Source organism: Marinobacter sp. ES-1, from assembly GCF_000475255.1.
GTDB classification, from domain to species: Bacteria; Pseudomonadota; Gammaproteobacteria; order Pseudomonadales; family Oleiphilaceae; genus Marinobacter; species Marinobacter vinifirmus.
The window spans coordinates 110,363-135,307 of the sequence record NZ_AXBV01000032.1 but is presented as its reverse complement, the minus strand read 5'-3'; the positions used below and the strand labels follow the sequence as shown (position 1 = coordinate 135,307).

20 protein-coding genes are annotated in these 24,945 nt (G+C 60.1%); 11 read left to right on the top strand and 9 right to left on the bottom strand.

Translation table 11 applies throughout. From position 1 onward, the window contains the following. Nucleotides 1-8 precede the first annotated feature (8 nt). On the bottom strand, nucleotides 9-197 hold the full coding sequence (locus tag Q668_RS04380) for a hypothetical protein (RefSeq protein WP_022988393.1): 189 nt from the start codon (nucleotides 195-197) through the stop codon (nucleotides 9-11). 100 nt (nucleotides 198-297) lie between these two features. Between Q668_RS04380 and dauA the strand changes: the two genes are divergently transcribed. After that, the gene (dauA, locus tag Q668_RS04375) at nucleotides 298-2,028 is read left to right on the top strand and encodes a C4-dicarboxylic acid transporter DauA (protein WP_022988392.1); all 1,731 of its coding nucleotides are present in this window, start codon (nucleotides 298-300) and stop codon (nucleotides 2,026-2,028) included. A 44-nt stretch (nucleotides 2,029-2,072) separates the two neighbouring features. Beyond that, nucleotides 2,073-4,019 carry a CASTOR/POLLUX-related putative ion channel gene (locus tag Q668_RS04370; protein WP_022988391.1) on the top strand — a complete coding sequence of 649 codons (1,947 nt, stop codon included), beginning with the start codon at nucleotides 2,073-2,075 and terminating at the stop codon, nucleotides 4,017-4,019. Nucleotides 4,020-4,031: 12 nt separating this feature from the next. Here Q668_RS04370 and Q668_RS04365 read toward each other — a convergent pair whose 3' ends face one another. Genes Q668_RS04365 through Q668_RS04355 form a run of 3 tightly spaced genes read right to left on the bottom strand, consistent with a single transcriptional unit; the run spans nucleotide 4,032 to nucleotide 6,254 of the window. Further along, entirely contained in the window at nucleotides 4,032-4,421 is a 390-nt protein-coding gene (locus Q668_RS04365) for a CBS domain-containing protein (RefSeq protein ID WP_022988390.1), read from the bottom strand. A gap of 13 nt (nucleotides 4,422-4,434) precedes the next feature. Beyond that, nucleotides 4,435-4,785: a P-II family nitrogen regulator gene (locus Q668_RS04360; protein WP_022988389.1), complete on the bottom strand. Its 351-nt coding sequence runs from the start codon at nucleotides 4,783-4,785 to the stop codon at nucleotides 4,435-4,437. Next, complete coding sequence (locus Q668_RS04355) at nucleotides 4,782-6,254, bottom strand: DUF1538 domain-containing protein (protein WP_227498278.1); 1,473 nt, start codon at nucleotides 6,252-6,254, stop codon at nucleotides 4,782-4,784. The genes Q668_RS04360 and Q668_RS04355 overlap by 4 nt, the downstream gene beginning before the upstream one ends. A 343-nt stretch (nucleotides 6,255-6,597) precedes the next feature. On the opposite strand from Q668_RS04355, the gene Q668_RS04350 reads away from it, so the two are divergent. The 5 genes from Q668_RS04350 to Q668_RS04330 all read left to right on the top strand — a co-directional run bounded on the left by Q668_RS04350 (nucleotide 6,598) and on the right by Q668_RS04330 (nucleotide 11,087). Further along, on the top strand, nucleotides 6,598-8,190 hold the full coding sequence (locus tag Q668_RS04350; RefSeq protein ID WP_022988387.1) for an isocitrate lyase: 1,593 nt from the start codon (nucleotides 6,598-6,600) through the stop codon (nucleotides 8,188-8,190). Between the two features lie 384 nt (nucleotides 8,191-8,574). Further along, the gene (locus tag Q668_RS04345; RefSeq protein WP_022988386.1) at nucleotides 8,575-9,510 is read left to right on the top strand and encodes a hypothetical protein; all 936 of its coding nucleotides are present in this window, start codon (nucleotides 8,575-8,577) and stop codon (nucleotides 9,508-9,510) included. Nucleotides 9,511-9,563: 53 nt separating this feature from the next. Further along, the gene (locus tag Q668_RS04340; RefSeq protein WP_036219135.1) at nucleotides 9,564-9,902 is read left to right on the top strand and encodes a hypothetical protein; all 339 of its coding nucleotides are present in this window, start codon (nucleotides 9,564-9,566) and stop codon (nucleotides 9,900-9,902) included. A 14-nt stretch (nucleotides 9,903-9,916) separates the two neighbouring features. Further along, a complete protein-coding gene (locus Q668_RS04335) occupies nucleotides 9,917-10,609 on the top strand; it encodes a C39 family peptidase (RefSeq protein WP_022988384.1) in 693 nt (230 codons plus the stop codon). Between the two features lie 4 nt (nucleotides 10,610-10,613). Beyond that, entirely contained in the window at nucleotides 10,614-11,087 is a 474-nt protein-coding gene (locus Q668_RS04330) for a hypothetical protein (RefSeq protein ID WP_022988383.1), read from the top strand. Between the two features lie 7 nt (nucleotides 11,088-11,094). Here Q668_RS04330 and Q668_RS04325 read toward each other — a convergent pair whose 3' ends face one another. Both Q668_RS04325 and Q668_RS04320 read right to left on the bottom strand, forming a co-directional pair. Beyond that, the gene (locus Q668_RS04325) at nucleotides 11,095-12,201 is read right to left on the bottom strand and encodes a transporter (RefSeq protein ID WP_022988382.1); all 1,107 of its coding nucleotides are present in this window, start codon (nucleotides 12,199-12,201) and stop codon (nucleotides 11,095-11,097) included. Further along, nucleotides 12,198-13,586 (bottom strand): sigma-54-dependent transcriptional regulator, encoded by a 1,389-nt coding sequence (locus Q668_RS04320; protein ID WP_022988381.1) that lies wholly within the window; start codon nucleotides 13,584-13,586, stop codon nucleotides 12,198-12,200. The genes Q668_RS04325 and Q668_RS04320 overlap by 4 nt, the downstream gene beginning before the upstream one ends. Nucleotides 13,587-13,856: 270 nt before the next feature. On the opposite strand from Q668_RS04320, the gene Q668_RS04315 reads away from it, so the two are divergent. Next, a complete protein-coding gene (locus tag Q668_RS04315) occupies nucleotides 13,857-15,695 on the top strand; it encodes an SLC13 family permease (RefSeq protein WP_022988380.1) in 1,839 nt (612 codons plus the stop codon). On the opposite strand, the gene Q668_RS04310 is transcribed toward Q668_RS04315, so the two are convergent. Then, nucleotides 15,696-16,295 (bottom strand): TetR family transcriptional regulator, encoded by a 600-nt coding sequence (locus Q668_RS04310; RefSeq protein ID WP_022988379.1) that lies wholly within the window; start codon nucleotides 16,293-16,295, stop codon nucleotides 15,696-15,698. It abuts the gene before it with no gap. A gap of 126 nt (nucleotides 16,296-16,421) precedes the next feature. Here Q668_RS04310 and Q668_RS04305 point away from each other — a divergent pair, with 126 nt between their 5' ends. From Q668_RS04305 to senA, 3 genes are all read left to right on the top strand, one after another. Continuing rightward, the gene (locus Q668_RS04305; RefSeq protein WP_022988378.1) at nucleotides 16,422-17,594 is read left to right on the top strand and encodes an efflux RND transporter periplasmic adaptor subunit; all 1,173 of its coding nucleotides are present in this window, start codon (nucleotides 16,422-16,424) and stop codon (nucleotides 17,592-17,594) included. Beyond that, nucleotides 17,594-20,704 (top strand): efflux RND transporter permease subunit, encoded by a 3,111-nt coding sequence (locus Q668_RS04300; RefSeq protein ID WP_022988377.1) that lies wholly within the window; start codon nucleotides 17,594-17,596, stop codon nucleotides 20,702-20,704. The genes Q668_RS04305 and Q668_RS04300 overlap by 1 nt, the downstream gene beginning before the upstream one ends. Before the next feature lie 295 nt (nucleotides 20,705-20,999). Beyond that, nucleotides 21,000-22,334, top strand: coding sequence for a selenoneine synthase SenA (gene senA, locus Q668_RS04295; protein ID WP_022988376.1), 1,335 nt, complete (start codon nucleotides 21,000-21,002; stop codon nucleotides 22,332-22,334). Here the strand turns inward: senA and Q668_RS04290 are convergent. Both Q668_RS04290 and Q668_RS04285 read right to left on the bottom strand, forming a co-directional pair. Beyond that, a complete protein-coding gene (locus Q668_RS04290) occupies nucleotides 22,304-23,875 on the bottom strand; it encodes a cation:proton antiporter family protein (RefSeq protein WP_022988375.1) in 1,572 nt (523 codons plus the stop codon). The genes senA and Q668_RS04290 overlap by 31 nt on opposite strands. A gap of 75 nt (nucleotides 23,876-23,950) precedes the next feature. Further along, the gene (locus Q668_RS04285; RefSeq protein WP_022988374.1) at nucleotides 23,951-24,886 is read right to left on the bottom strand and encodes an alpha/beta fold hydrolase; all 936 of its coding nucleotides are present in this window, start codon (nucleotides 24,884-24,886) and stop codon (nucleotides 23,951-23,953) included. Nucleotides 24,887-24,945 lie beyond the last annotated feature (59 nt).

Genomic DNA, 24,945 nt, shown 5'->3' with positions numbered 1-24,945 from the left:
TTTGCCGGTCAGTCGGTTTTCTGGCGGGAGTCTTCGCGCCAGTCCGGGCCCAGCCGGGCTTCCACATATTCCCGGATAAACTGCCGGACCTTCTGGGACGGCGTTACATCTTCCTCTTTGCACAGGGCTTCAAAGACCTTTTTCTTTTCCGGGTCAATCAGCAGGGTGAGGCGTGCGGTTCGGTTTTCCTTGGGCATAGGTATCAACGCTCATGCTATGTTAATCAGGTTAACATTGAATGTAATCGTAATGAGCATATAATGATAACGTCTCGTTCGCAACCAGGAGCCGCCAGCGATGTCCCACCGTGCTCATCTTTTTTCGCTCAGATTCGCCCACGCTGTCCGTGAGGCCTGTATTGACGAGCGCTACACCGGTGGCCGTTTCCTGAAAGATGCGATGGCCGGCATCACGGTCGGCATTATCGCCATTCCCCTGGCCATGGCGCTGGCGATTGCCAGTGGCGTTGCGCCCCAGTACGGGCTGTACACGGCCTTTATTGCCGGCTTTGTGATCGCCCTGTTCGGCGGCAGCCGGTTCAGTATCTCCGGCCCGACCGCGGCCTTTGTGGTTATTCTCTACCCGATTGCACAGAGCTATGGCCTGGGTGGCTTGTTGTTGGCCACCCTGATGTCCGGGGTGTTGCTGGTGATTATGGCGCTGATGCGTCTCGGGCGCTTTATCGAGTATATACCCGAGTCCGTCACTTTGGGCTTTACCGCGGGTATTGCCGTGGTGATTGCCACCCTGCAGGTGAAGGACTTTTTCGGTTTGCCAGTCGAGACCATGCCGGAGCATTACTGGGACAAACTGGCGGTGCTGGGCCAGCAATTACCGGCGCTGGATGCCATGAGCACCCTGGTGGCTCTGGCTACGCTGGCGGTCATGCTGCTCTGGCCCCGCCTGAAAACCCCGGTGCCGCCGCACCTGCCGGCGGTGGTGGTGGGTAGCCTGCTGGCGTTGTGGATGAACAGCCAGGGGGCTGCCGTTGAAACCATCGGCTCCCGTTTCAGCTATCTGCTGCCGGATGGCAGCACCGGTACCGGTATTCCGCCGTTCCTGCCGGACTTTGCCTGGCCCTGGCAGCAGGCGGGTGCCGACGGGCAACCGCTTGGCCTCAGTTGGGAACTGTTCCGGGAGCTGATTCCGGCGGCCTTTGCCATTGCCATGCTGGGCGCCATCGAATCCCTGCTGTGCGCCGTGGTGCTCGATGGCATGACCGGCAAGCGCCACAGCGCCAACAGCGAATTAATGGGGCAGGGCATCGGTAACATTCTGGTGCCGTTCTTTGGTGGCATTACCGCCACCGCCGCCATTGCCCGTTCGGCAGCCAACTACCGGGCCGGCGCCGAATCACCGGTGTCGGCGATGATCCATGCCCTGGTGGTGTTGCTGGCGCTGGTGTCGCTGGCCGGCATCCTGGCCTACCTGCCCATGCCCGCCATGGCTGCGTTGCTGGTGATGGTGGCCTGGAACATGAGTGAAGCACCGAAGGCGGTTCACCTTCTGAAAACCGCGCCCCGCAGCGATATCCTGGTGTTCCTGACCTGCTTTGGCCTGACCGTGGCGCTGGATATGGTGATTGCTATCACGACCGGCGTTTTGCTGGCGGCGGTGCTGTTCATGCGGGAGATGGCGCAGATGACCAAGGTGACCGATATTACCGGTAACAAGCGCATCGTACAGGCGGAGCTGCCCGAGGGCTGGCAGGTATTCAAGATCAACGGTCCGCTGTTCTTTGCGGCGGCAGACCGGGTGTTTGGCGAGCTGGCAGGCCTGTCCCGGCAGGCCAGGGGCCTGGTGCTGTATATGGACGGTGTCACCATACTGGATGCGGGCGGTTTGTCGGCCCTGAACAAGCTGATTTCCAGCTGCCGGAATACCGGCACGGAAATAGTGATTGCGGACTTGCAGTTCCAGCCTTTGCGCACGCTGGCGAGGGCTGGCGTAAAGCCGGAGCCCGGTATCAGCCGCTTTTATCCCACACTGGAAGCGGCCCTGAATGGCGTTGTTTCTGGCGAAGCCTGAAAACTGCGATAAACTGCCCCGCATAGTTGATGCAAGGGGCAGGCATGCTTCCGTTCCGGATTGTTGATCGAATCAAGTTTGTTGTTGAGCGCCAGCTGGTCAAAGGTGCCGGCTTCCAGTTACTGGTGGTGGGCGGTTTTATTGGCCTGATTTCGCTGATTGGCGGCCTGCTGGTGGTGTTGCCGCCGGCCGGTGAGTTCAAGGATGCCGGCTCCGCTATCTGGTGGGCCTTCCTTCGCCTGACCGACCCCGGCTACCTGGGGGACGATGTCGGCACCTGGCAGCGCATTGTGTCTACCCTGCTGACCATCTCCGGCTATGTGGTGTTTATGGGCACCCTGGTGGCCATCCTCACCCGCTGGCTGATTGCCAAGATGGAAGACCTGGAGCGGGGCCTGACCCCGGTTACCCTGAAAAACCATGTGGTGGTGCTGGGCTGGACAGCCCAGACCCCGCCGCTGGTGGCCGAGTTGTTTGGTTCATCCGGCCGGATGCAGCGCTTTCTGGAAAAGCACGATACCCAGAAACTGCGGCTGGTTGTACTGGCGGAAGAAGCCAGTGGCGAACAGCTGCACGAGCTGATCAACGAGCCGGGCGTGGGCCGCCGGGCCCGGGAAGTGATCCTGCGAAGCGGTTCGGCTATTCAGCCCGAAGCCCTGCACCGGGTCGCCTGCCTGGACGCTGCGGCAGTGATTGTGCCCAGCCAGGGCCATGATGCCGGCAGCCTGGTGACCTCCGATATCGAAACCGTCAAAGCCCTGTTGTCTATCGCCGCCCAGGCCCGCCATTTCAGTTCTCCGTTGCCGTTTGTGGTGGCAGAAATCCAGGACATGCGAAAGCTCCCGGTGGTCGAGCGGGCCTATCCCGGCTCGGTCGAGGTGGTGGCCGGTGATGCCACCATTAGCCGCCTGGTGGTGCAGAACGTGCTGAACCCGAACCTGTCCGAGGTTTACAACGAATTGCTGACCGCCGGTGAAGGCAACGAGATCTTTGTGCGGGGTGGCGAAACCGCCGAGGGCCTGACCCTGAGCGAGCTGGCAACGCAGCGGCCCCATGCCGTCGTGCTGGGCTTGTTGCAGCCGGCAGCCAAAGGCTGGCAGGTTAACCTGCTGGCGCCGTCAGACACGGTGATCCGTAACGAAGACCGGGTAGTGCTGATGGCCAGCGACTATGAACACACGGGGCCGGATACCAAGGTGGACCCCCTGGCTGCAGTGGAACGCATCAGCGGCTCTGTGCAGCCGAGCCGCCAGCAGGGGCCTCACCGGGTGCTGGTTCTCGGCTGGAACCGACGGGTGCCGAGCCTGGCGGCGGAGTTTGGCAGCTACGCGGGGCGACAGTTCCAGCTGGACATGGTATCGGCAACCCCGCTGGAAGAGCGTCAGCGTGAGATGTCCCGCTATGGCGTGGACCTTGAACGGATCAATGGCCGCCTGCTGGAAGCCGATTACATGGTGGAAGAAGACCTGCGCAAGCTGGCGCCGGCCAGTTACGACACCGTGATGTTGCTGAGCAGCGACCGGATAGGCTCCGGGGAAGAGGCCGATGCCCGTGCCATGGTGGGTTACCTGCAGCTGGAAGATATTCTGTCGGAATCCACCCGCCGGCCCCAGGTTATTATGGAGCTGAGTGATCCGGACAACCGCCACCTGTTGTATGGCCATCAAAGTGAAATGCTGATCAGCCCGATGATTCTGAGCCACGTCCTGGCCCAGGTGGCTTTACGAAGGGAATTGCGGGTGGTGCTCGACGAGCTGTTCACGGCCGGCGGCGCCGAGATCCAGTTCCGTGATCCCCACGACTACCCGCTGCCGGCCAGCGCGACCTTCCAGTTACTGGAGAAAACAGTCGCGGCCCGGGGCGAGATTGCGCTGGGTGTATTCAGGGCCCGGGCCGATGAGCGGGGGCGCCACCTGGTCATGAACCCGCCCCGTAAACAGTACCTGGACCTGCAAGAGGGAGACCAGTTGCTGGTGATGTGCCAGACCTGAGGCCGGGCCGGTTCAGTCGATGGTATCGAGCAGGGCATCCATGATGTCGTCCATCACCACAAAGCCGCACAGCTCGTTGTCTTTCAGTACCAGCAGTCGCTTGACCCGATACTCGGACATCAGGGTGGCGGCATGCTTCAAGGCGAGGTTTTCGCCCACGCTGATCACCGGCTTGGCGCAGACATCGTAGACATTCAGCAGGTCGATATCGCCATCCTCTGCAATCACCGATTTGAGCACGTTGGTATAGGTGATCAGCCCCCAGGCATCGTGTTCGCTCTGGCGCTCGACCACCAGGGATTTCACGTTGTGGCGCTTCATCAGCGTCAGTGCCTCCCGCAGGGTTGCGAAGGGCGAGATCTTGATGATGTCGGTGACCATCACATCTTTGACCAGTTTCATGAGCGCTCTCCGATCAGATTGAGTCTTTCAGGTGTTGTTCGAATTTTTCCACCTGGGCCATGTCGATGCCACCCAGGTGCTCCAGCGGAACGGTAAAGATCAGGCCCTGGGAGTCTGCGGGGTCCGGCATGATCACCTTCTGCAGGGCTTTGAGAATCTCCAGCGACAGGCCTTTTTCCAGCACCATCAGGAGCACGCTCTGGCTGCCGTCGTAGGTCAGGCCGAAGAACGTCTTCTTGGCGGTGTTGCTGATGCCGCGGCCGGTCATGACGGTAATGCCGCCGGCGCCGAGTTCGCGGGCTGCATCGATGCAGTCCTGTTCCAGGTCTTCAGGGACAATTGCTACCAGTGCAGAGAACTTCATTGGGTTTCCTTCCTGCGTTCAGATCGGTATTGGGACACGATGGCATAGGTCATCACAGTAACGATCGGGAAGATCGAGGCAAAGGCAATCAGGCCAAAACCGTCGATCAGGACATTACGGCCCTCTATGCTGCTGGCCAGTCCAATCCCCAGGGCCGTTACCAGCGGTACCGTGACTTCCGAGGTGGTCACGCCGCCAAGGTCATAGGCCAGTGCCACGATGTATCGGGGGGCGAGCAGGGTGAGCAGAATCACCAGGATATAGCCGCCCATAATGTAATAGTGAATGGAATCTCCGGTGATGATCCGGTGCACACCAATGGTGATGCCAACGGCCACCCCCACAGCTACCAACAGGCGAATGGCATTGCCGTTGAGGGCACCCGCGGCGGCTTCTTCCGCCTGCTTGCCGATGGCGATCAGTGCCGGTTCTGCCATGGTTGTGGCAAACCCGATCATCAGGGCGAAAAGGTACACGGGCGCATAGCTGTCCATGGCCATCAGTTGCTCGGCCATGCTGGTGCCGATGGGGAACAGGCCCAGTTTCAAACCGACAACAAAGGCATACAGGCCGAGGATCACCAGCGCAAAGCCGAAGGCAATCTTTTTCGGATTGCTCAGCTTCCGGCGTAACACCAGGTACTGGAAGAACAGAACGGTGATGATGATCGGCAGCACATCCCTCAACATACCGGCCAGGTCGAGCAGGGCCGCAATTATGCCGGACTTCGCCGGGGCTTCTGTAACCTGTGCTGTGATGGCCTCCATGGCTGCGGCCCCGGTGCCGCCGGAGTAAACCACCATGCCGTACACCTGTACGGTGATCATGGGCACCATGACGGACAGCGCCACCAGGCCAAAGCCGTCAATCAACGGGTTCCGGCCCCGGATCGAGGCCGCCAGGCCAATGCCAAGCGCGGCAATCAGGGGCACCGTCACCACATTGGTTGTCACCCCGCCGGAGTCATAGGCCAGTCCGACAATTTCCTCCGGCGCAAACCAGGTAACAATCACCACGATGACGTAGCCGGTGATCATGAACCAGTGCAGCGGGTAGCCGAAAATGGTGCGGAAAACCCCCAGGGCAACGACGAAACCGACAGAGACAGCCACCAGTATCCTCAGGGTGAGGCCGTCAATTCGCCCCTCACTGATGGTCTGGGCCTGCTCTGCCACTGCAATCAGCGCGGGCTCGGCAATAACCGCTGAAAACCCCATGGCAAAGCCGAACGATAGCAGTATGGCCAGGGAGCCCTTGCGGGCGAACTGGTTCGACAGGCTTTTGCCCACCGGGAAAATGCTCAGCTCCAGTCCCTGTAAGAACAATGCCACGCCCACGGCAACAATTAACAGGCCGATGGCCATGCTGCCGAGGTCATCCGGCACCTGCTGCAGAATAACCAGCTGGAAGAAACCGACCACCACGACGATGGGTGACAGATTTTTCAGGGCGTGTAACAACGAATGCAAAAATGACCGGATATAAAACACGGAGAGCCCTTGTAGGTGCCAGGTGGACGCTGTGGCTGATCCAGGTCAGTCCGGTTAATCCTAGCATGGGATATGCTGGGGGCAATCAAAGAGTTCAGCCCGCGTGCAGGGGGTATTTTTCAGGCATTTAGACCTGCTGATGGGTATTCACAGAAAAAATGCCGAAAATACACCATATAAATTTCAATTATAAATTCGAAAGCACTAAAGTTACGCCCAACGTCACCACCTGCCGGGTTTGTCAGACAGGTGGTTGGCCTCGGAAGCTGCAGGCAGCAGCGTTCCGAACCTTTTGAACACAAACGTAGAAAGGATAGAGACCATGCCTTACGCACAAGACGTCGACCAAATCGCTTCCATCCTGAAGCAGAACCCGACCTGGAACGCCATCAACCCGAAGCACGCTGCCCGCATGCGCGCCCAGAACAAATTCAAGACTGGTCTGGACATCGCCAAGTACACCGCCAAGATCATGCGTGAAGACATGGCTGCGTACGATGCTGACTCTTCCCAGTACACCCAGTCCCTGGGTTGCTGGCACGGTTTCATCGGCCAGCAGAAGATGATCTCCATCAAGAAGCACTTTGGTACCACCAAGCGTCGTTACCTGTACCTGTCTGGCTGGATGGTTGCTGCCCTGCGCTCCGAGTTCGGTCCGCTGCCTGACCAGTCCATGCACGAGAAGACTGCTGTTTCCGGCCTGATCGAAGAGCTGTACACCTTCCTGCGCCAGGCTGACGCATGGGAACTGAACCACCTGTTCCGCGCCCTGGACGAAGCTGAAGAAGCTGGCGACAGCGCCAAGGCTGCTGAGCTGATCAAGCAGATCGACAACCACGAAACCCACGTTGTGCCGATCATTGCCGACATCGACGCTGGTTTCGGTAACGCCGAAGCGACCTACCTGCTGGCCAAGCAGATGATCGAAGCCGGTGCTTGCTGTATCCAGATCGAGAACCAGGTATCTGACGAGAAGCAGTGTGGCCACCAGGACGGTAAAGTAACTGTTCCGCACGCCGACTTCCTGTCCAAGATCAACGCGGTTCGCCTGGCGTTCCTGGAGCTGGGTGTAGACGACGGTGTTATCGTTGCCCGTACTGACTCCCTGGGTGCTGGCCTGACCAAGCAGATCGCTGTAACCAACGAGCCGGGTGACCTGGGCGACCAGTACAACAGCTTCCTGGACGGTGAGTACATCGACGACGCTTCCCAGATCGAGAACGGCGACGTTGTGATCAAGTCCAACGGCAAGCTGCTGAAGCCGAAGCGCCTGGCCTCTGGCCTGTTCCAGTTCAAAGCTGGCTCTGGCGAAGACCGTGTTGTTCTGGACTGTATCACCAGCCTGCAGAACGGCGCAGACATGCTGTGGATCGAAACCGAGAAGCCGCACGTTGGCCAGATCGCTGCCATGGTTAACCGCATCAAGGAAGTGGTACCCGACGCCAAGCTGGTTTACAACAACAGCCCGTCCTTCAACTGGACTCTGAACTTCCGTCAGCAGGTATTCGACGCATGGAAGGAAGAAGGCAAGGACGTATCTGCCTACGACCGTGCCAAGCTGATGAGCGCCGAGTACGACAACACCGAGCTGGGTCAGCTGGCTGACGAGTGGTGCCGTAACTTCCAGCGTGATGCGTCCCGTGAAGCAGGTGTATTCCACCACCTGATCACTCTGCCGACGTACCACACTGCGGCTCTGTCTACCGACAACCTGGCCAAGGGCTACTTCGGTGACGAAGGCATGCTGGCCTACGTTGCTGGTGTACAGCGTCAGGAAATCCGTCAGGGCATCGCTACTGTGAAGCACCAGGACATGGCCGGTTCCAACATCGGTGATGACCACAAAGAGTTCTTCGCTGGTGAAGCGGCTCTGAAGGCCGGTGGTAAAGACAACACCATGAACCAGTTCGGTTAATCGACCGGTCCATGATGTTCCGGTGAGGGCGCAGCCCTCACCGACCACAGAAAACCCCGCATGGCTTGCGCCCTGCGGGGTTTTTGTTTTTTGACACCGGCGTTTCGGGCTATGTGACTGATTTCTGGTGCCAAGAGACTTTCTGCAGTGGTACAGAGGCGACAGGCTGTTTCAGCACTGCAACAGGTTGGAGGTCGGCTGGAAATCCGGGGATTGTACTGAGTGTCGAAAGTGGCTTTTTATTCAGTATGTTATGGGACTTGACCTGGAGTTGGCACGGTAATCGCTCTTACCGTTGTACGGATCTGGACCTTGGCTTACCCGACTACCTGAGGGACTGGGGCGGATCCCGTTAAGCCAATCCCATCAAAAGGACATGACATCATGAAAACTAAAAAAACTCTGCTGGCAGCTGCTATCGCTCTGGGCCTGGGCCTTTCCGCAGGCGCATACGCCGATCTGGGTGGTGACGGCAGCCCGAACGTGAATGCTGATGAGGGATCCGGAAATACCAATTCCGGTAACGACAACTCAACCACCAATACAACCACTGACAACACCGACAGTTCAGACAACAGCAGCAGTCTGAATGATGCCTTCAAGATTTCCGACACGGGTAACAACATGTCGGACAACTCGGATAACTCCGATAACAGCGACAATTCCGATAACAGCGACAATAGCGACAACAGCTCCAGTGTTGCTGACTCGTTCAAGATTGCCGATACCGGCAACAACATGTCGGATAATTCCGATAACAGTGATAACTCCGATAATTCGGACAACTCGGATAACTCCGACAACAGTTCCAGTGTCTCCGATTCGTTCAAGATCGCGGACACCGGCAACAATATGTCAGACAACTCCGATAACTCCGATAACTCCGATAATTCAGACAATTCTGATAACTCAGATAACTCTGACAACTCGGACAACTCCGATAGTTCCGACAACAGCACCAGCGTGAATGATTCGTTCAAGATCGCCAGTGACAGTTCGGACAACTCCACCACCAACACTGACTCCAACAACAGCGACAGCAGTGACAACTCTGACAACAGCACCACTACGCTGAACCTGTCGATGGAAGTGTTCATGAACGACGCCGAGCTGAGTGGTTCGGTCACCGGCAGCAACGTCACCTATGGCGATGCCAATGGTGGTGGCTCCTACGTTGACACCCGGACCTCCAACGAGATCTCCGGTGGATCTGCCAACTTCACCGGTGTGGGCGCCATTGCCCAGAACGCCGGCGTTGGCAGTGTGACCCAGGCCAACGTGAGCGTGATGTCCAACCTGAGCGCAGGTGGCACAAACTGAGGCAAAGCAGGGCTGCCTTTTCCGGGCAGCCCTGGCTTGTCGGGAGATGTGTCATGGCCAGAATCATGAACAGAATGCTGATAACTGTGCTGGCGGGATTGCCGGCCCTGGCCGTCGCCCAGGACTGGGCAGGCTTCGAGCCCATGGACGCCGGGCAACTGGAAGAGGCCAGTGGCCGACAGGGCATTCCCGTCCAGTGGCAACTGAATGACACCGAGCAGAATGCCATGGTTAGCGACAACGTATTGTCGGGAAATATTCTGACAGGTGATAACCGGATTTCTGACCAGGCGTTCCAGAACATGAGCGGTGTGGCCACGGTTATCCAGAACACCGGTAACCAGGTGGTGATCCAGGACAGCACCCAGATCAACATTCTTCTTAACCAGTAATCCGGAGGTGGGCTATGGCGATTCAGGCAAAGGTGCTGGCTGGTGCCTTGGGCTGTGCGCTCTGGTCCACCATTTTTGCCGGTACGATTCTGGTACCGGGAACCGGTGGTGATATTCCCGTATCGGTCAGCAGTTTTCAGGACTGGCGTTTTACGGACGTGATGCGGCAACAATATGATTTCAGTTGTGGCTCGGCGGCATTGGCATCTTTACTGTCGTTCCACTACGACCGCCCGGTTACCGAGCAGGAAGTATTTGCCAATATGCTGGCCCTGGCGGATCAGGACAAGGTGCGCCAGCAAGGCTTCTCGATGCTGGATATGAAGCGTTACCTGGAGGCTGAGGGTTATCAGGCGGATGGGTTCAGAATGCCGCTGGCGGGTATCCGCGACCAGGTGCGGGTTCCGGTGATTGCGTTGGTAACCCTGGGTGGCTACCGGCATTTCGTGGTGATCAAGGGCATCAGTGATACAGAGGTGTTGGTGGGCGATCCGGCCCGGGGCCTGAAAGCCTACAGCGTGGCGGAGTTCGAACAACACTGGGATGGCTCGGCGTTTGTAATCCGCAGCCACCTGGATCAGGGGCGGGCGGGCTTCCTGGCAAAAAATGACTGGCCGGGGCTGGCCCGGGCGCCGTTGTTCAAGGGGCTGGGAAGCCCGGCTTTGGGTCATACCCTGCCGTACTGGCCCAGTACACAGGATTGGTGAGGCTATGAAACGCAAAGCGTGCTTTCTGGTTGCCTTCTTGATACTTGCCGGCACAGCAGGGGCGGAGCTGAAGCTGCCCGTGCAAGCCCTGCCGGATTCCGAGCTGGCGATGCTGCGTGGCGGTTTCGTGCTGGATGGCCTGGAGATTGCTATCGGCCTGGAACAGCTGGTGGCTGTGAACGGTGAAACCCTGGTGGTGAACCGGCTGAATATTCCGGACCTGAACCAGGCCATGAACAGCGACCGGTTAACCCAACAGATGCAACAGATGGAAACCGTTATGAACGTTCAGGCCACGGGTGCTGCCGGGATGTCGCTGACTTCGGCCCCGGTGGGTAATGGCGGCTGGATGACGGTGCTGCAGAACAGCCTGGACAGCACCACCATCCAGCACATCCGCACCCTCAATATCGAGCTGAACAATCTGGGCGGGGCTTACCGGTTTCCGAGGGATTCCGGCTTGCCCCTGTTGCCCTGAGGCTGTCTTACAGGTTGATCGGCAGTTTCAGGGTGATTTCACTGTTCGGCGCGCTGTCTGTTACCCCCACCGCGACGGTCAGGCTCAGGGTTGTGGAGTCTGATACCCGGTGGGACAGTCCGAAGGCCAGTGAGCCCACCTGGATGCGGTCAAAGTTGGCGGCAAACAGGTCGTTGCCGAACTCCAGGGTGGTCTTGCGGATCACTGAGTGGTCATAGCCCAGGCTGAACGAGGTGCGTTCGTTGAACGCGAAGCCCATGCCGAAACCGAAGCGCACCACATCGCCGGGGTCGACCGTGCCGCCGTTCTCGAAGCCCTGGTCTTCCTCGATGGTCCACACGTAGCTCAGATTGCCGAACAGCACGGCAGGGTCTGACGGGTAGATGAAGGATATTCCGGGTTCTACGGACCAGAAGCCGGAGCCGGTTGGGCGCTCAGCCAGTTCGAAACCAATCGGGTTGCCTTTGTTGTCGGTGAGGACTTTCTGCTCGACATCATAAGGGCCGTCCCCGGTCGGGGCCTTGGCCCGGAAGGTGCCGATCAGGTAGGGCCAGCCATCCAGGCCATCGTTCAGCTGGTAACGCAGGGAAAGCTCGACATCTCCAAGTCCGTCACCGGAGGATTCCCGGACAAAATCGACCGGAGTCCCGTCGAAAACCTCCCGCTCCCGCAAGTCTTCGTTGATGCTCAGGTATGGCACCCGAAAACCGGCCTCAAACCGGCTGGTAAAACCGTACTTCAGGGAGACTGCACCCACGAAGATATCCCGCTGCACTTCCGAGATGTTGATCAGCCCGATCAACAAGGCAGGAATCACGGTATAGCCCTCAATGGCGACCCGGGTCGCGTTGCTGTGGGCGTGGGAAAATGACGGCTCGATGGTAAACCGCCCCGGCCGGGTGACAATGCCCCGGTCTGCGGTGATTGAGGCAATATCCGTGGCCGCATCCTGGGCCCGGGCATCCGCCTCGGCTTTAACGGTTGTTCCAACCGGTTGCTGCGGGCTGGTTCGGCTGCTGATTCCACCGGAGGTAAATTCCGGCGTTGGTGGTTCTGCGTGAGCAAGGGGTATCAGTGCGGCGGCGAGTGCCAGAGCGGACAGTTTTGTGTTCATGATCCTTCTCCGTTACCCCGGTCAGGGTTTTGGTGGGAGCTGTGGTTGGACAGATGCTGAAGTTGGTGTTTCTCCAGCAACCGGTACAGGGACACCCGTGAAATCTTCAGCAGCCGGGCGGCCGCCGAGATGTTCTGGTGCGTCAGGGAAAGACTGGTGCTGATGGCTTCCTGGTCGGCCTTGGCGCGGTAGGCCTCCAGCGAGAGCCGGTCGGGATGGCTGGTCAGCGGTGCGCCCAGCAGGCCCAGGTCTTCGGGCTCCAAACGCAGGCTCCTTGCCAGCAACATCGCCTGGCTAAGGCGGTTCTGAAGTTCTCGCAGGTTTCCAGGCCAGCTGTGCCGAGCCATGGCAATCAGCGTGGCATTGCCGATCCGGTAGTTTTTCCCGCCCCCGGTTTCCAGTATTCGGTCCACCAGGTAGGGCAGGTCTTCCAGCCGTTGCCGTAAAGGTGGCAGGGTGACGGTCAGGTTGCCCAGCCGGTAGAACACGTCTTCCCGGAACTGGTGTTGCCGGACCAGCTGGTCAAGCGGCGTATTGCAGATGGCAATAACCCGTGTGTCAACGGTGATCACCCGGTTAGAACCTACGGGTTCAATCTGGCCTTCCTGGAGAAAACGGAGAATGGCGGACTGCTGTTCCGGGGTCAGTTCGTCGGCACCGGCCAGTACCAGGGTGCCACCATCGGCGGCTTCAATCCGGCCTTTGCGGGCCTTTAGGGCGTGGGTGAAAGCGCCACGCTCATGGCCGAACAGTTCACTCTGGGTCAGCGACGGCGGGAGTGCCGCGCAGTTAACCTTGACCAGCGGCTGGTGCTGGCGGTCTGAATGCCGGTGAACAAATTCCGCTGCGGCTTCTTTGCCGGTTCCGCTTTCGCCGTAGATCAGCACCGGCTCACCGGTGGCGGCAAACCGGCGCAGCAGGCTTCGTGTGCGCCGGATGGTTTCAGACGGGCCTTCCAGCACAACGTCCTGGTAGCCGAGGTGTCCGGCGCTGTTGTCGGCCTGGTTCAGCCGGCTCATACCCCACATATGGCCCAGGCTGTTGTTCAGGCGCGGCCAGTCGGCGGGCAGGGTGTGGTAGTCCTGGCAATAATCCCTGATCAGCCGCTGTATCTCGGGTTGCTCCTTCTGGGAGGGCTGAACCAGCGCCAGCCAGCAGCGTACCGGCAACAGCTCCAGCCAGTGCCGCACACCCTCTGCCTGTTCCGGTGACAGCCCGGCCAGGTTACATACGCCGACAGGCTTGCCAACCCACCCGGGGTGCAGGGCAACCGGCGGGCTGGCGGCGTTCACAAAGGTGGCCTGCCAGTGTTTTTCGACAGGCAGGCCGGTTGTATCCTGACGGGAATCCGCTGACAGCCAGACAAGCGGTCGCTTCTGCTCCATGGTCTTTGCTCCGGCAAAGTGGCTGAACAATCGACGGCTTTTATGATCAGGGGATCTTTCGGGTACTGCTGCGGGAACTGCTATAGTCGTCCACGGCCCTGTGGCCTGCCCGGGTTCAGGGCGGCTGAATCCTCGAGCAGGTTACAAGCAGTTTTCGAACCAGTTCTGGAACCTTCCCGTGTTTCAGAGGCTTGCCGGTATGGCCCCTTAACCTGCCCGTCCGGTTTGTAAATATTGTCGACACGGACATCGAAGTGGAGCAGTGATTTGATGTTGTCTGACCAATGGATTGTGTTTCTGGTGCTCGGCATCACCCTCGGGCTGTTTGTCTGGAACCGGCTGCGCTTTGATGTGGTGTCCATGCTGGCCTTGCTGGCAGTGGCTATGGCCGGGCTCGTGCCGTCTGACCAGTTGTTCGCAGGCTTCGGCCACCCGGCGGTGATTACCGTGGCGGCGGTGCTGGTCATCAGTCAGGGGCTGGTCAATGGCGGGGTGGTCGATGCCGTGGCACGGCTGCTCGGCAAGGTAGGCCGTAACGCCGTGTTGCAGGTGATTACCCTGACGTTGGTTGTGGCCCTGTGCTCTGCGTTTATCAACAACGTAGGGGCCCTTGCGCTCTTGATGCCGGTGGCTATCTGGATGTCCCGTAAATCCGGCCGGTCGCCCTCCTTGCTGCTTATGCCCCTGGCGTTCGGCTCACTGCTGGGTGGCACCATCACCCTGATCGGTACACCGCCGAACATCATCATTGCCAGCTACCGGGAGGCAGGTTCGTTCGGCCTGGTGGATTTCGCCCCGGTGGGCCTGGCCATCACTGTGGCCGGTATCCTGTTTATCGGGCTGATAGGCTGGCGCCTGACGCCGAAGCGGGACGATCCTGCTGCCGGCGACAAGCTGTTCAGTGTGGGGGACTACGTGACCGAACTGCGGGTGCCTGAGGGTTCCGACTATGCCGGTAGTACCTTGCACAACCTGCTGACAGCCGGAGAGGGCGACAAGAGTGTGGTGGTGCTGGCCCTGATCCGGGGTGACAAAACCTCTCCGGCACCGTCCACCTACAGCGTGTTGCGGGAAGGGGATCTGCTGCTGGTTGAGGCGGATACGGAAAGCCTGCAGGAGTTTGTGGATTTCACCGGGCTCGCCCTCGCCAATGTGGTCGGGGAAGAGGAAAGCGACGATTCGGACGAACAGGCTGGGGAAGACCCTCGCAAGGCGAGACCTGCCGGCGAGTCCGCGGAAACGCAGATTGCTACCGGTGACGTTCGCCTGACCGAGGCCATTATCACGCCTTCGTCGCAGCTGGTGGGCCGCACCACTAACCGGCTGAACCTGCGGGAGCGGTACGGTTTGAACGTGGTGGCGGTTGCCCGGCAGGGGCATCGCCTGAAAAAGCGCCTGGCCGATATCCGTTTTCGTTCCGGCGACATCCTGCTGGTTCAGGGCTACCAAGACACCCTGATGGGCACCCTGCAGCAGCTGGGTTGCCTGCCACTGGCGGAAAGGGAGTTGAGTCTGGGGCGGCAGAGCAATCTCTGGCTGGCTGGCGGGCTGTTCCTGGCAGCGATTGCCGTCATCCTGTCCGGCTGGCTGACACCACCGGTGGCCCTGGTGGCCTGTGCCGTGGCCATGGTGCTTACCCGCTTGCTGGACACCTCAGAAGCCTACCGGGCCATCGACTGGTCGGTGATTGTGTTGCTGGCGGCAATGATCCCGGTGGGGCAGGCCCTGGAAAGCACCGGAGGTGCCGCGCTCATTGCCGGCCAGATCCTGGATGTGGCCGCCGGGCAGGCACCCTGGGTGGCACTCACGATTATCCTGGTGGGTTCCATGCTGCTGTCTAACGTGGTTAACAATGCGGCGGCAGCGGTGTTGGTGGCGCCCATTGCCCTCGGTATCTCGGCCCAGCTTGGTTTGTCGCCGGATGCTGCCCTGATGGCGGTTGCGGTGGGTACTTCCTGTGCCTTCCTGACGCCTATCGGGCATCAGTCCAATGCCCTGGTCATGGAGCCGGGTGGTTACCGTTTCGGGGATTACTGGCGGCTGGGTTTGCCACTCTCTGCGGTGGTGACGGCCACCGCAGTGCCGATGATTCTGTGGGTATGGAACTGATCAGTCCTGTAACAGGCCTTTGAAAAAGCTATCGACCAGCACCGGAGCGATTTCGGCCAGGCGCCAGCGTTCCGGTGTCGCCAGCCAGTCAAAGAACAGGCCCAGCATCTGGGTGTGGAGCAGGTAGGCCGCCTGCTCCGGGGTGAGGCCCGGGCGCAGTTGTTTGCGGATTTCCGGGATACTGAAAATGCTGCTGACAAAGGCCAGGCCTTCATCCGCCAGTTCCCGGTGCTTGTTCAGGGCCTGGTCGGATTCATTCCGGTGGAACAGAATGTAATACACCCGGAAGTACCGGGCATCTTCCGCCAGTTTGCGCAGGGCCACGACACACAGTTCTTTCAGGTTCTCCACGCTGTGCCCGCCCCGGCTGGCGTCGTCTATCATTTCACCCAGTGGTGCCCGTACCCGCTCGAGCATGGCATGAAGGATGTCCTGCTTGTTACGGAAGTGCCAGTAAACGGCGCCCCGGGTAACGCCGGCTGCCCGGGCGATTTCTTCCAGTGAGGCGCGGGCTACGCCCTTGTCCATGAACACCTGCTCGGCGCAGTCCATGATGGCTTCCCGGGTGGCTTCCGCTTCTGCTTTTGTTTTTCGTGCCATGGTTCTCGTGTGGTGGTCTGTGTGTTTGGCAAAGGAGTATAAACGAGAACAGTTTACATACATACACGAATGAATGTATGTTATCGCGCTCTTAATTTTTCCGATCCGGTGTTCAGGAGAACGCACATGCCCTTCGAAAGCTCTCATCGACCGTTGGCCCGTAACGGGCTGATCCTTGCAGGTTTGTCTGCCCTGTTAGTGCTGGCGGGCTGCAGTAACGACGATCAGGCAGCACAGCAGGGTGGGGGCGGCATGCCACCGGCAGCCGTGGTGGTGGAAACCGCTGAACTGACTGACGCCAGTGTTCGCCAGGACTACGCTGGCCGTGCCCGTGGTGCCCGGGAAGTGGAAGTGCGCGCCCGGATCAGCGGTATTCTGGAGCAGCGCCTGTACGACGAAGGGCAGATGGTGAGTGAGGGCGATGCCCTGTTCCGGATTGATCGCAAGCCGGCCGAGGCGGCGCTTCAGCGTGCCCGAGCCCAGCGCCAGGTAGCGGAAGCCAACCTGCGCCAGGCCGAGCGGGAGTGGAACCGGATTTCCTCGCTTTACGAGCGCAATGCGGTTAGCGAGCGCGACCGTGACTCGGCGCAGTCTGCCCTGGAGCTGGCCCAGGCCAATATGGCCGTGGCGAATGCCGGCATGACCCAGGCCGAGCTGGACGTGGGCTATACCGAGGTGACCGCACCGATCAGCGGGGTTACCAGCCTGGAAGACTTCCCGGAAGGCAGCTTGATTGATACCGGCACCCTGCTGACCACCATCGTGCAGCTGGACCCGATTCATGTGCGCTTCGCGCTGCCGGAAAACGACGCCACCATTCGCCGGGTTGCCCGTGAAGGCATGGCCAGTGCCGGCGAAGAGCAGAACGTGAACGCCCGCCTGGTGCTGGCGGACGGCAGCGAATACCCGCTGGATGGCCGCATCGACTTCACCGCCTCGACCCTCGACCCGCGCACCGGTTCGGTGTCGGCCCGGGCCGTGTTCCCGAACCCGGAGCAGATGGTTGTGCCTGGCCAGTTTGTCCGGGTAAGGGTGGAGTTGCAGTCGTTTGACGACATCATCACCGTGCCGGAAAAAGCGGTCGCCCAGGGCCCGCAAGGCCCGGTGGTGTATGTGGTGGACGACGAAGGCAAGGCCCGCGCAAAGGCGGTTGAACTTGGCCCGGTATCCCAGGGCCGGCAGATTCTGCTTGAAGGACTGGAAGCCGGTGACCGCTTTATTGTCAGTGGGCTGACCAACCTCCGTGACGGCGCACCGGTGAATGTGACCAATGCCGAAGACGGGGAGGGTACTGACTGATGCTACGCACCTTCATAGACCGCCCGATTTTCGCGACGGTCGTCTCCATTATTATTACCCTGGGTGGTGCCCTGGCACTGCTTGGCCTGCCGGTGGAACAGTACCCCAACGTGGTGCCACCCCAGGTGGTGGTCGATGGCCGCTTCCCCGGCGCCAGTGCCGATGTTATCGCCGATTCCGTGGTGGCCCCACTGGAGCAGGAGATCAACGGCGTAGACGACATGATCTACCTGGAATCCAGCGCCACCGACTCCGGCAGCTTCCGGGTAACCGTGTCGTTTGAAATCGGCACCGATCCGGACCAGGCCACCATCAACGTCAACAACCGGGTGCAGCAGGCATTGGCACGGCTGCCCCAGTCGGTGCGGGACCAGGGCCTGAAGGTGGAAGCCCGCTCTACCTCCATCCTGCAGGTGATTACCCTGTCGTCTCCGGACAACTCCATGGATGTGGTGGAAATCTCCAACTATGCCCTGCTCAACGTGCTGGACGAGCTGGTGCGCCTGCCGGGTATTGGTGATGCCTCATTGTTCGGTGCCCAGGACTATTCCATGCGAATCTGGCTGCGGCCCGACAAGCTGGCCCAGTACGAACTGACCCCCGGTGATGTGGCCAACTCCCTGCGGGGCCAGAACGCCCAGTTTGCCGCCGGCCGTATCGGTGCCGAACCGGCCCCGGAAGGCCAGGCCTTCACCTTCAGTGTGTCTGCGCCCGGCCGGCTGGCCAGCCCGGAAGAATTCGGCGAAGTGATCCTGCGCAGTGACGAGCAGGGTGCCTCCCTGCGCCTGAAGGATGTTGCCCGCATTGAGCTGGGAGCCCAGAACTACGACTTTGCTGCGGTCTACAACGGTGGCGCTACCGTACCTATGGGGGTTTACCTGCAGCCCGGTGCCAACGCCCTGGATGCCGCCGAGGCGGTCGACGAAGCGATGAAGGAAATCGCTGGCCGTTTCCCGGCGGGGCTGGAATACAACGTTCCATACGACACCACCCGCTTTATCGACATTTCCATCCAGGAAGTGATCAATACCTTCATTGTGGCGGTGTTGCTGGTGGTACTGGTCACCTTCCTGTTCCTGCAGCATATCAACGCGACCCTGATCCCGCTGATTGCGATTCCGGTCTCGCTTGTCGGAACCTTTGCGGGCATGCAGGCGCTGGGCTTCTCGGTCAACCTGCTGACCCTGTTCGGGTTGATACTGGCCATCGGGGTGGTGGTGGATAACGCCATCATCATCATGGAAAACGCCGAGCGCCTGATGAAGGAAGAGGGCATGTCGGCCTACAACGCCGCCGTGGCTACCATCGGCCAGGTTTCCGGGGCGGTGGTGTCGTCTACCCTGGTGCTGGTGGCGGTCTTCGCGCCGGTGGCCTTCCTGGGTGGCCTGAGTGGCGAGCTGTACCGGCAGTTTGCGATAACGATTGCGGTGTCGGTGGTGATCTCGGGTATCGTGGCGCTGACCCTGACTCCGGCCATGTGTGCCCTGTTACTGGGCCATGAGGGCAAGCAGCTGACGGTGTTCCGCTGGTTTGATGCCGGCTTCGACAAGCTCACCGCCGGCTTCTCTGCCGTGGTGGACTGGCTGCTGCGGCACGCGGTTGTCGGCGTACTGCTGTTTGCCGCCATGTTGGGCGGTACGGTCTTCCTGATGAAGGCGATGCCCTCCGGGCTGGTGCCCCAGGAAGACCAGGGCTTTGTGCTGACCGCCTATTCACTGCCGCCCACCTCTTCCCTGAGCCGGACCGAGCAGACCCGGGACGAGCTGGTGCAGAAGATGGTAGCCATGCCGGAAGTGAAAGACGTGGTGGCCTTTGCCGGTTTTGACATCATCTCCAGCGCCCTGCGCACCAACAGCGGTGTGGCGTTTGTGACCCTGGAAGACTGGGCGGAACGGGAAGGCGAAGGCCAGGCGGCGGCTGACATCGCCAAGAAGGTGATGGGCATTGGCTTCGGCATGCCGGAAGCCTTCGTGATTGCCTTCACCCCGCCACCCATTCAGGGCTTGTCTACCACCGGTGGTGTGGAAGGTTACATCCAGGCCCGTGGCGGCCGCACCCCGGCTGAAATCAAGGCCATGGCCGACGGCTTCACCCAGGCCGCCAATGCCCGGCCGGAGCTGACCAACGTGCGGGTCACCCTGGACACGGGTATTCCGAAGTACCGAGCCAACGTCGACCGGGAAAAAGCCCAGGCCGCCGGCGTGCCCATCGACCAGATCTTCACCACCATGCAGAGCACCTTCGGTGGCCTGTACGTGAACGACTTCACCCTGCAGGGCCGCAACTGGCAGGTTAACCTGCAGTCCGAAGGTGAGTTCCGGAGCCACCCGGATGATCTGCGCAAGGTGTTCGTGCGCTCCAACTATGGCGAGATGATTCCGCTGAGTTCGCTGGTGGAGTTGGAACGCACCAGTGGCCCGGATATCCTCAACCGGTTCAACGTGTACCCGGCGGCCAAGTTGCTGGCAGACCCGACCCCGGGCCACACCACCGGTGAAGCGCTGACGGCATTGCAGGAAGTGGCGGCGGAGCAATTTGACCGCAACACCCTGCTGGGCTGGACCGGCGAAGCCTATCAGCTGCAGGACTCCGCCGATTCCGGCACCCTGGCCTTCGGCATGGGCCTGTTGCTGGTATTCCTGATCCTGGCGGCCCAGTACGAGCGCTGGGGCCTGCCGGTGGCGGTGGCCACCGCTGTTCCCTTTGGTGTGTTCGGGGCAGCCCTGGCGTCGTTGTGGCGCGGTTTCCCGAACGATATCTACTTCCAGGTGGGCCTGCTGGTATTGATTGGCCTGGCGGCCAAGAACGCGATCCTGATCGTGGAGTTCGCGGCCCAGAACCGCAAAGCCGGCATGAGTTCGTTTGAGGCAGCCAGCGCGGCAGCCCGTCAGCGTTTCCGGGCGATCATGATGACGGCGCTGACGTTCATCGTGGGCTCCCTGCCGCTGGCGTTCAGTTCCGGTGCGGGTGCGGTTTCCCGCCAGGAAATCGGCACCGTGGTGGTCGGCGGTATGCTGGCGGCCAGTACCCTGGCGCTGTTCTTCGTGCCCTTGTTCTACAAGCTCATCGAAGATCTGGCCGATTGGCGGCGTAAGCGCAAAGCTGCCTGATCGCCGCGATAGCCTGCTGATTGCCGCCTGTGAGTGAGCTGAATCGGCGCTGGCTATCGTAGTTATAATCTGAAAACCGCCGTCGGTGACTACCGGCGGCGGTTTTTTGTTTGGTACTCTCGTTTATTCATGGCGTATGAAGAGCGAGTTCGGAGAGGCTTTCCAAAAATTTGTGGAGCCAGGGATGGCGGAACAGAAGCGACACATGGATGTGCCGCCAGGAGCGGTTTTTGGAAAGCCTCTCCGAACTTGCTCCTGCACCGAGGTTTCAGGCTAGGGGATATTAGGTCTAAACATGAACAAGAAAGCGCTTCTGGCTGAACTTGAGCTGGCTCGCAGCCGGACAGAACAGCTGATTGTTACTTTGGCCGAAGAGAAACTGGATGTTCCGTATCACCCGGGCGTGAATCCACCGCTCTGGGAAATGGGCCACTCAGCGTTCTTCTACGAGGTCTTTGTCTTCAACCTGCTGGACGGTACGCCCAGCTACGATCCTTCCATGGATGACCTGTGGGACTCTTTCCATGTTGATCACAAGGATCGTTGGAGTCGGGACCTGTTTCCGGGCCGGGAAGAAACTCTCAGGTATTTCAACATCATCTACGACCGGGTTGCCGAACGCATCAAGGGTCGGGAGCTGACCGATAAAGAGCTGTATCTCTACCGATACGCTATTTACCACCAGAACATGCACATCGAGTCGCTGATCTGGTGCCGGCAGACGGTGGGTTATCCGGCGCCGGTGGATTACAAGGGCGACCGGCCGGCTCCGGGCGAGCCGGTGAGCGGTGATGCGCAGATTCCGGCCGGGCGTTGGGTGATCGGGATGCCGGGTGAGTCTGAACAGTATGCGACCGAGGACTTTGCGTTTGATGCCGAAAAACCACGTTTTGAGGTGGAGCTGCCGGCGTTTGCGATCAGTCGTACCCTGGTGAGTAACCGGGAGTTTCAGGCGTTTGTTGAGGACGATGGCTATAAGCGCCCTGAGCTTTGGTCGTTCGGGGGCCGGAAGTGGCTGGAGACTGAAGTGGATGTGGCGCTGGTGCACGGGGTTGCGGAGCCCCGGATGGCGGTGCCACGGCATCCGCTGTATTGGCGCTGGCATGAGGGGCACTGGCAGGAGCGGGTGTTTGACCAGTGGCTGCCGCTGGAGCCAGATGCGCCGGTCACTCATGTGACGTATTGGGAGGCGGAGGCGTTCTGCACATGGGCCGGGCGGCGGTTGCCGACGGAGTATGAGTGGGAGGTGGCGGCGCTGGGTAACAAGCCCGGTGAGCCTTTCCGTCGGTATCCCTGGGGCAATGACGTGCCAGATGCCTCGCGGGCGGATATGGACGGCCGGTCCATGGCGCGTAATCCTGTGTCGGATTATCCGTCAGGGGACAGTCCGTTCGGCTGCCGGCAGATGATTGGCTCGGTCTGGGAGTGGACCAGCAACGAGTTTCTGCCTTATGACGGCTTCAAGGTGGATATGTATCCATTCATGTCGAGCCTGCAGTTTGCCACTCACAAGGTGACCAAGGGGGGTAGCTGTGCCACGTCATCCAACCTGGTTCGTGGCACTTACCGGCAGGCGTACCTGCCGTTCCGCGGTGATGTTTATACCGGGTTCCGCACCTGCGCGGTCTGAAGCCCTGATTTGTCCATGAGGTGGCTGGCGAGGGCTACGCCGGTCTCGCTCATGGTGAGGTAGGCTTCGTCTGCGCCGGCGATGCGGATTTTCTCGGCTTCGTCGGCGTACATGGTGTGGGCCACGATATAGCCTTCAAAACCGAGCTTGCGCAGCATCCGGGCGGCGATGAGCTTGCCTTCAATATCATTCATCGCCAGCACCACCGACTGCAGCGCAGGCATATGCAGGCCCTGCCAGAAGGTGTTGTCTTCGGCATCGGCAAAGACTACGTTCCGGCCTTCCTGCTGGTGCTTTTCCATTTTCGCCGGGTCGGAGTCCAGGCCCATGATTTTGGGTTCGTGGGGTTGAAGCCAGTCGTACGTGGCGGTGCCGGTGCGGCCCATACCCATCACCAGTACGCGGGTATCGCCCAGGGAAATCGGCTGTTCGTCCGGGTGTCGTTTCTTGCTCTCGAAGCGGACGATGCGTGGTGCCAGCTTTTCGAACAGGCTGTGGGCAAACCGGTTCAGGGGTGCGGAGATCACGAAGGACAGCGACACGGTAATGGCCAGCGGAATCAGCCATTCAGGCAGGGCGATGCTGGCGACAATCAGGCCGAATTCGCTGTAGTTGGTCAGCGACAGGGAGGTCAGGAAACTGCTGCGGGCACGCAGGCGGAAACCCAGCAGCAGGAAGTAGAACAGTATGCCTTTGAGCGGCAGCAGCAGGGCGGCTACGATGGCAAAGATCAAGGCTTGCTGGTCCGGCAGGCCGCCAATGCCGATCTGCAGGAAGAAACCCACCAGGAAGATTTCCTTCACGCTCCACAGGGACTTGGCCAGTTCCTGGGAGCGGGGGTGGTTGGCCAGCATGGCGCCGAACACCAGGGCGCCCAGTTCCGAACTCAGGCCAACGGCCTCAAACCCCAGGCCGCCAACCACCAGGGCCAGTAGAAGCCCCAGCAGCACCAGCAGTTCGTCGTGACCGCTGGCATCCAGCAGCTTGTAGAGCAGGGGCCGCAGCAGGGGCAGGCCAAAGACAATCAGCGCCCACTCGGAAGGGGTTTTGCCGGCGGCCAGGCTCATCACCACCAGGGCGATCAGGTCCTGCATGATCAATATGCCGATGGCTACCCTACCGTGGAACGCCCGCAGTTCCCGCTTGCTTTCGAGTACTTTGGCCGCCAGCACGGTGCTGGAAAAGGACAGGGCAATGGCCAGCATCAGGGCGGTGGTCCAGTCCAGGTCAAACAGCAGGTACAGGCCGGGGGCAAACACCACGCAGGTGATAGCAAAGTGCAGCAGGCTGCCGCCGATCACTTCCGGGCTGACGATCGAGCGCAGCTTGAGTTTTAGGCCAACGGTAAACAACAGCAGCAGAACACCCAGGTGGGCGATGTGAGCCAACACATCGGTGGGCTCAGCGGTAATGCTGGTGTTGGCGGCCAGGCCGCTGAGCACAAAGCCCGCGGCCAGGTAACCGACGAGTGGCGGCAGGCCGATGCCTTTAACAAGCAGGCCGATAACAAAGGCGAAACTGATCCAGATGGCTTCAGGCATGGCGCGTTCTTTTGACGGGAAAACAGGCCCGAAACCTTACCGTTTTTTTAACCGTAAATGTAGTGGCCGTTGGTGTCAGGGCTGCTGCTCTGCAAGAAACCGCCGGAACAGTTCTGCAGACTGCTCCGGGGCTTCCACCATGGGAGCGTGGCCGATGTCATCCAGAATGGCTTTGCGGGCATTGGGGATGGCGTCAACGAAGACGTCGGCGTTGCGGTAGTCGATCACCCGGTCCAGCTTGCCCCACACCACCAGAACCGGCGCCTGGATGTTGGTGATGGCATTGCGGAAATCCGGCTCAAAGCCGGTGTCGCGGATGGCGGCAAAGATGACTTCGTTGACTTCCCGGTTGGCGATGGCCTTTTCTTCCATTACGTCGAAAATCGGCCAGGGAACGAGCGGGCGCTTCTCCAGGGCGAAATCCAGCAGCTTGTCGAAGTCCCCTTCTTGCTTGGGGATCAGCGGGTTGTCGCCTTCCAGTACCAGGCCGACCAGTTCGCTCTCGTATTCGAAGATGCCTGCCGGGTCAAACAGCACCGCCGTTTGTACCTGGTCGGGATGAGTCGCGGAATAGAGCGCGGTGATGGCGCCGCCCATGGAGTTGCCCATCATGTGGAACCGCTCCACGCCCAGCTTCGCCAGCGCCTGGTTCAGGTAGCCCACCTGGTCTTCAAAGCGGTAGCCGATGTCCATGGGCTTGCTGCTGTCGCCATGGCCGGGCAGGTCGAAGGCGTAGATGTTGAACTCGCCTTTGAATTCCTTAGCCAGCCGGGTCCAGTTGTCCTTGTTGGCGCCGAAGCCGTGAATCAGGACCAGTGTGTCGCCGTCCACCGGCTCTTTGCTGCGCAGATAGGTGATATCCAGTTCCCCGACTGCGACCTGTTCGGTTTCCAGCCCGGCGCTGGAGCGCTCCCAGCCGATGGCGCTGTCGTAGATACCCTGTTTCGAGCAAGCGCTGATCAGAAGGGTGGTAGCAAGCAACAGAACAAGGTTGAGTGCGTTACGGGGCACAGTGAACTCCTTTTCATGGTTTCGGGTTGATGGCCTAACACTAACTCATAAAAAGCCCG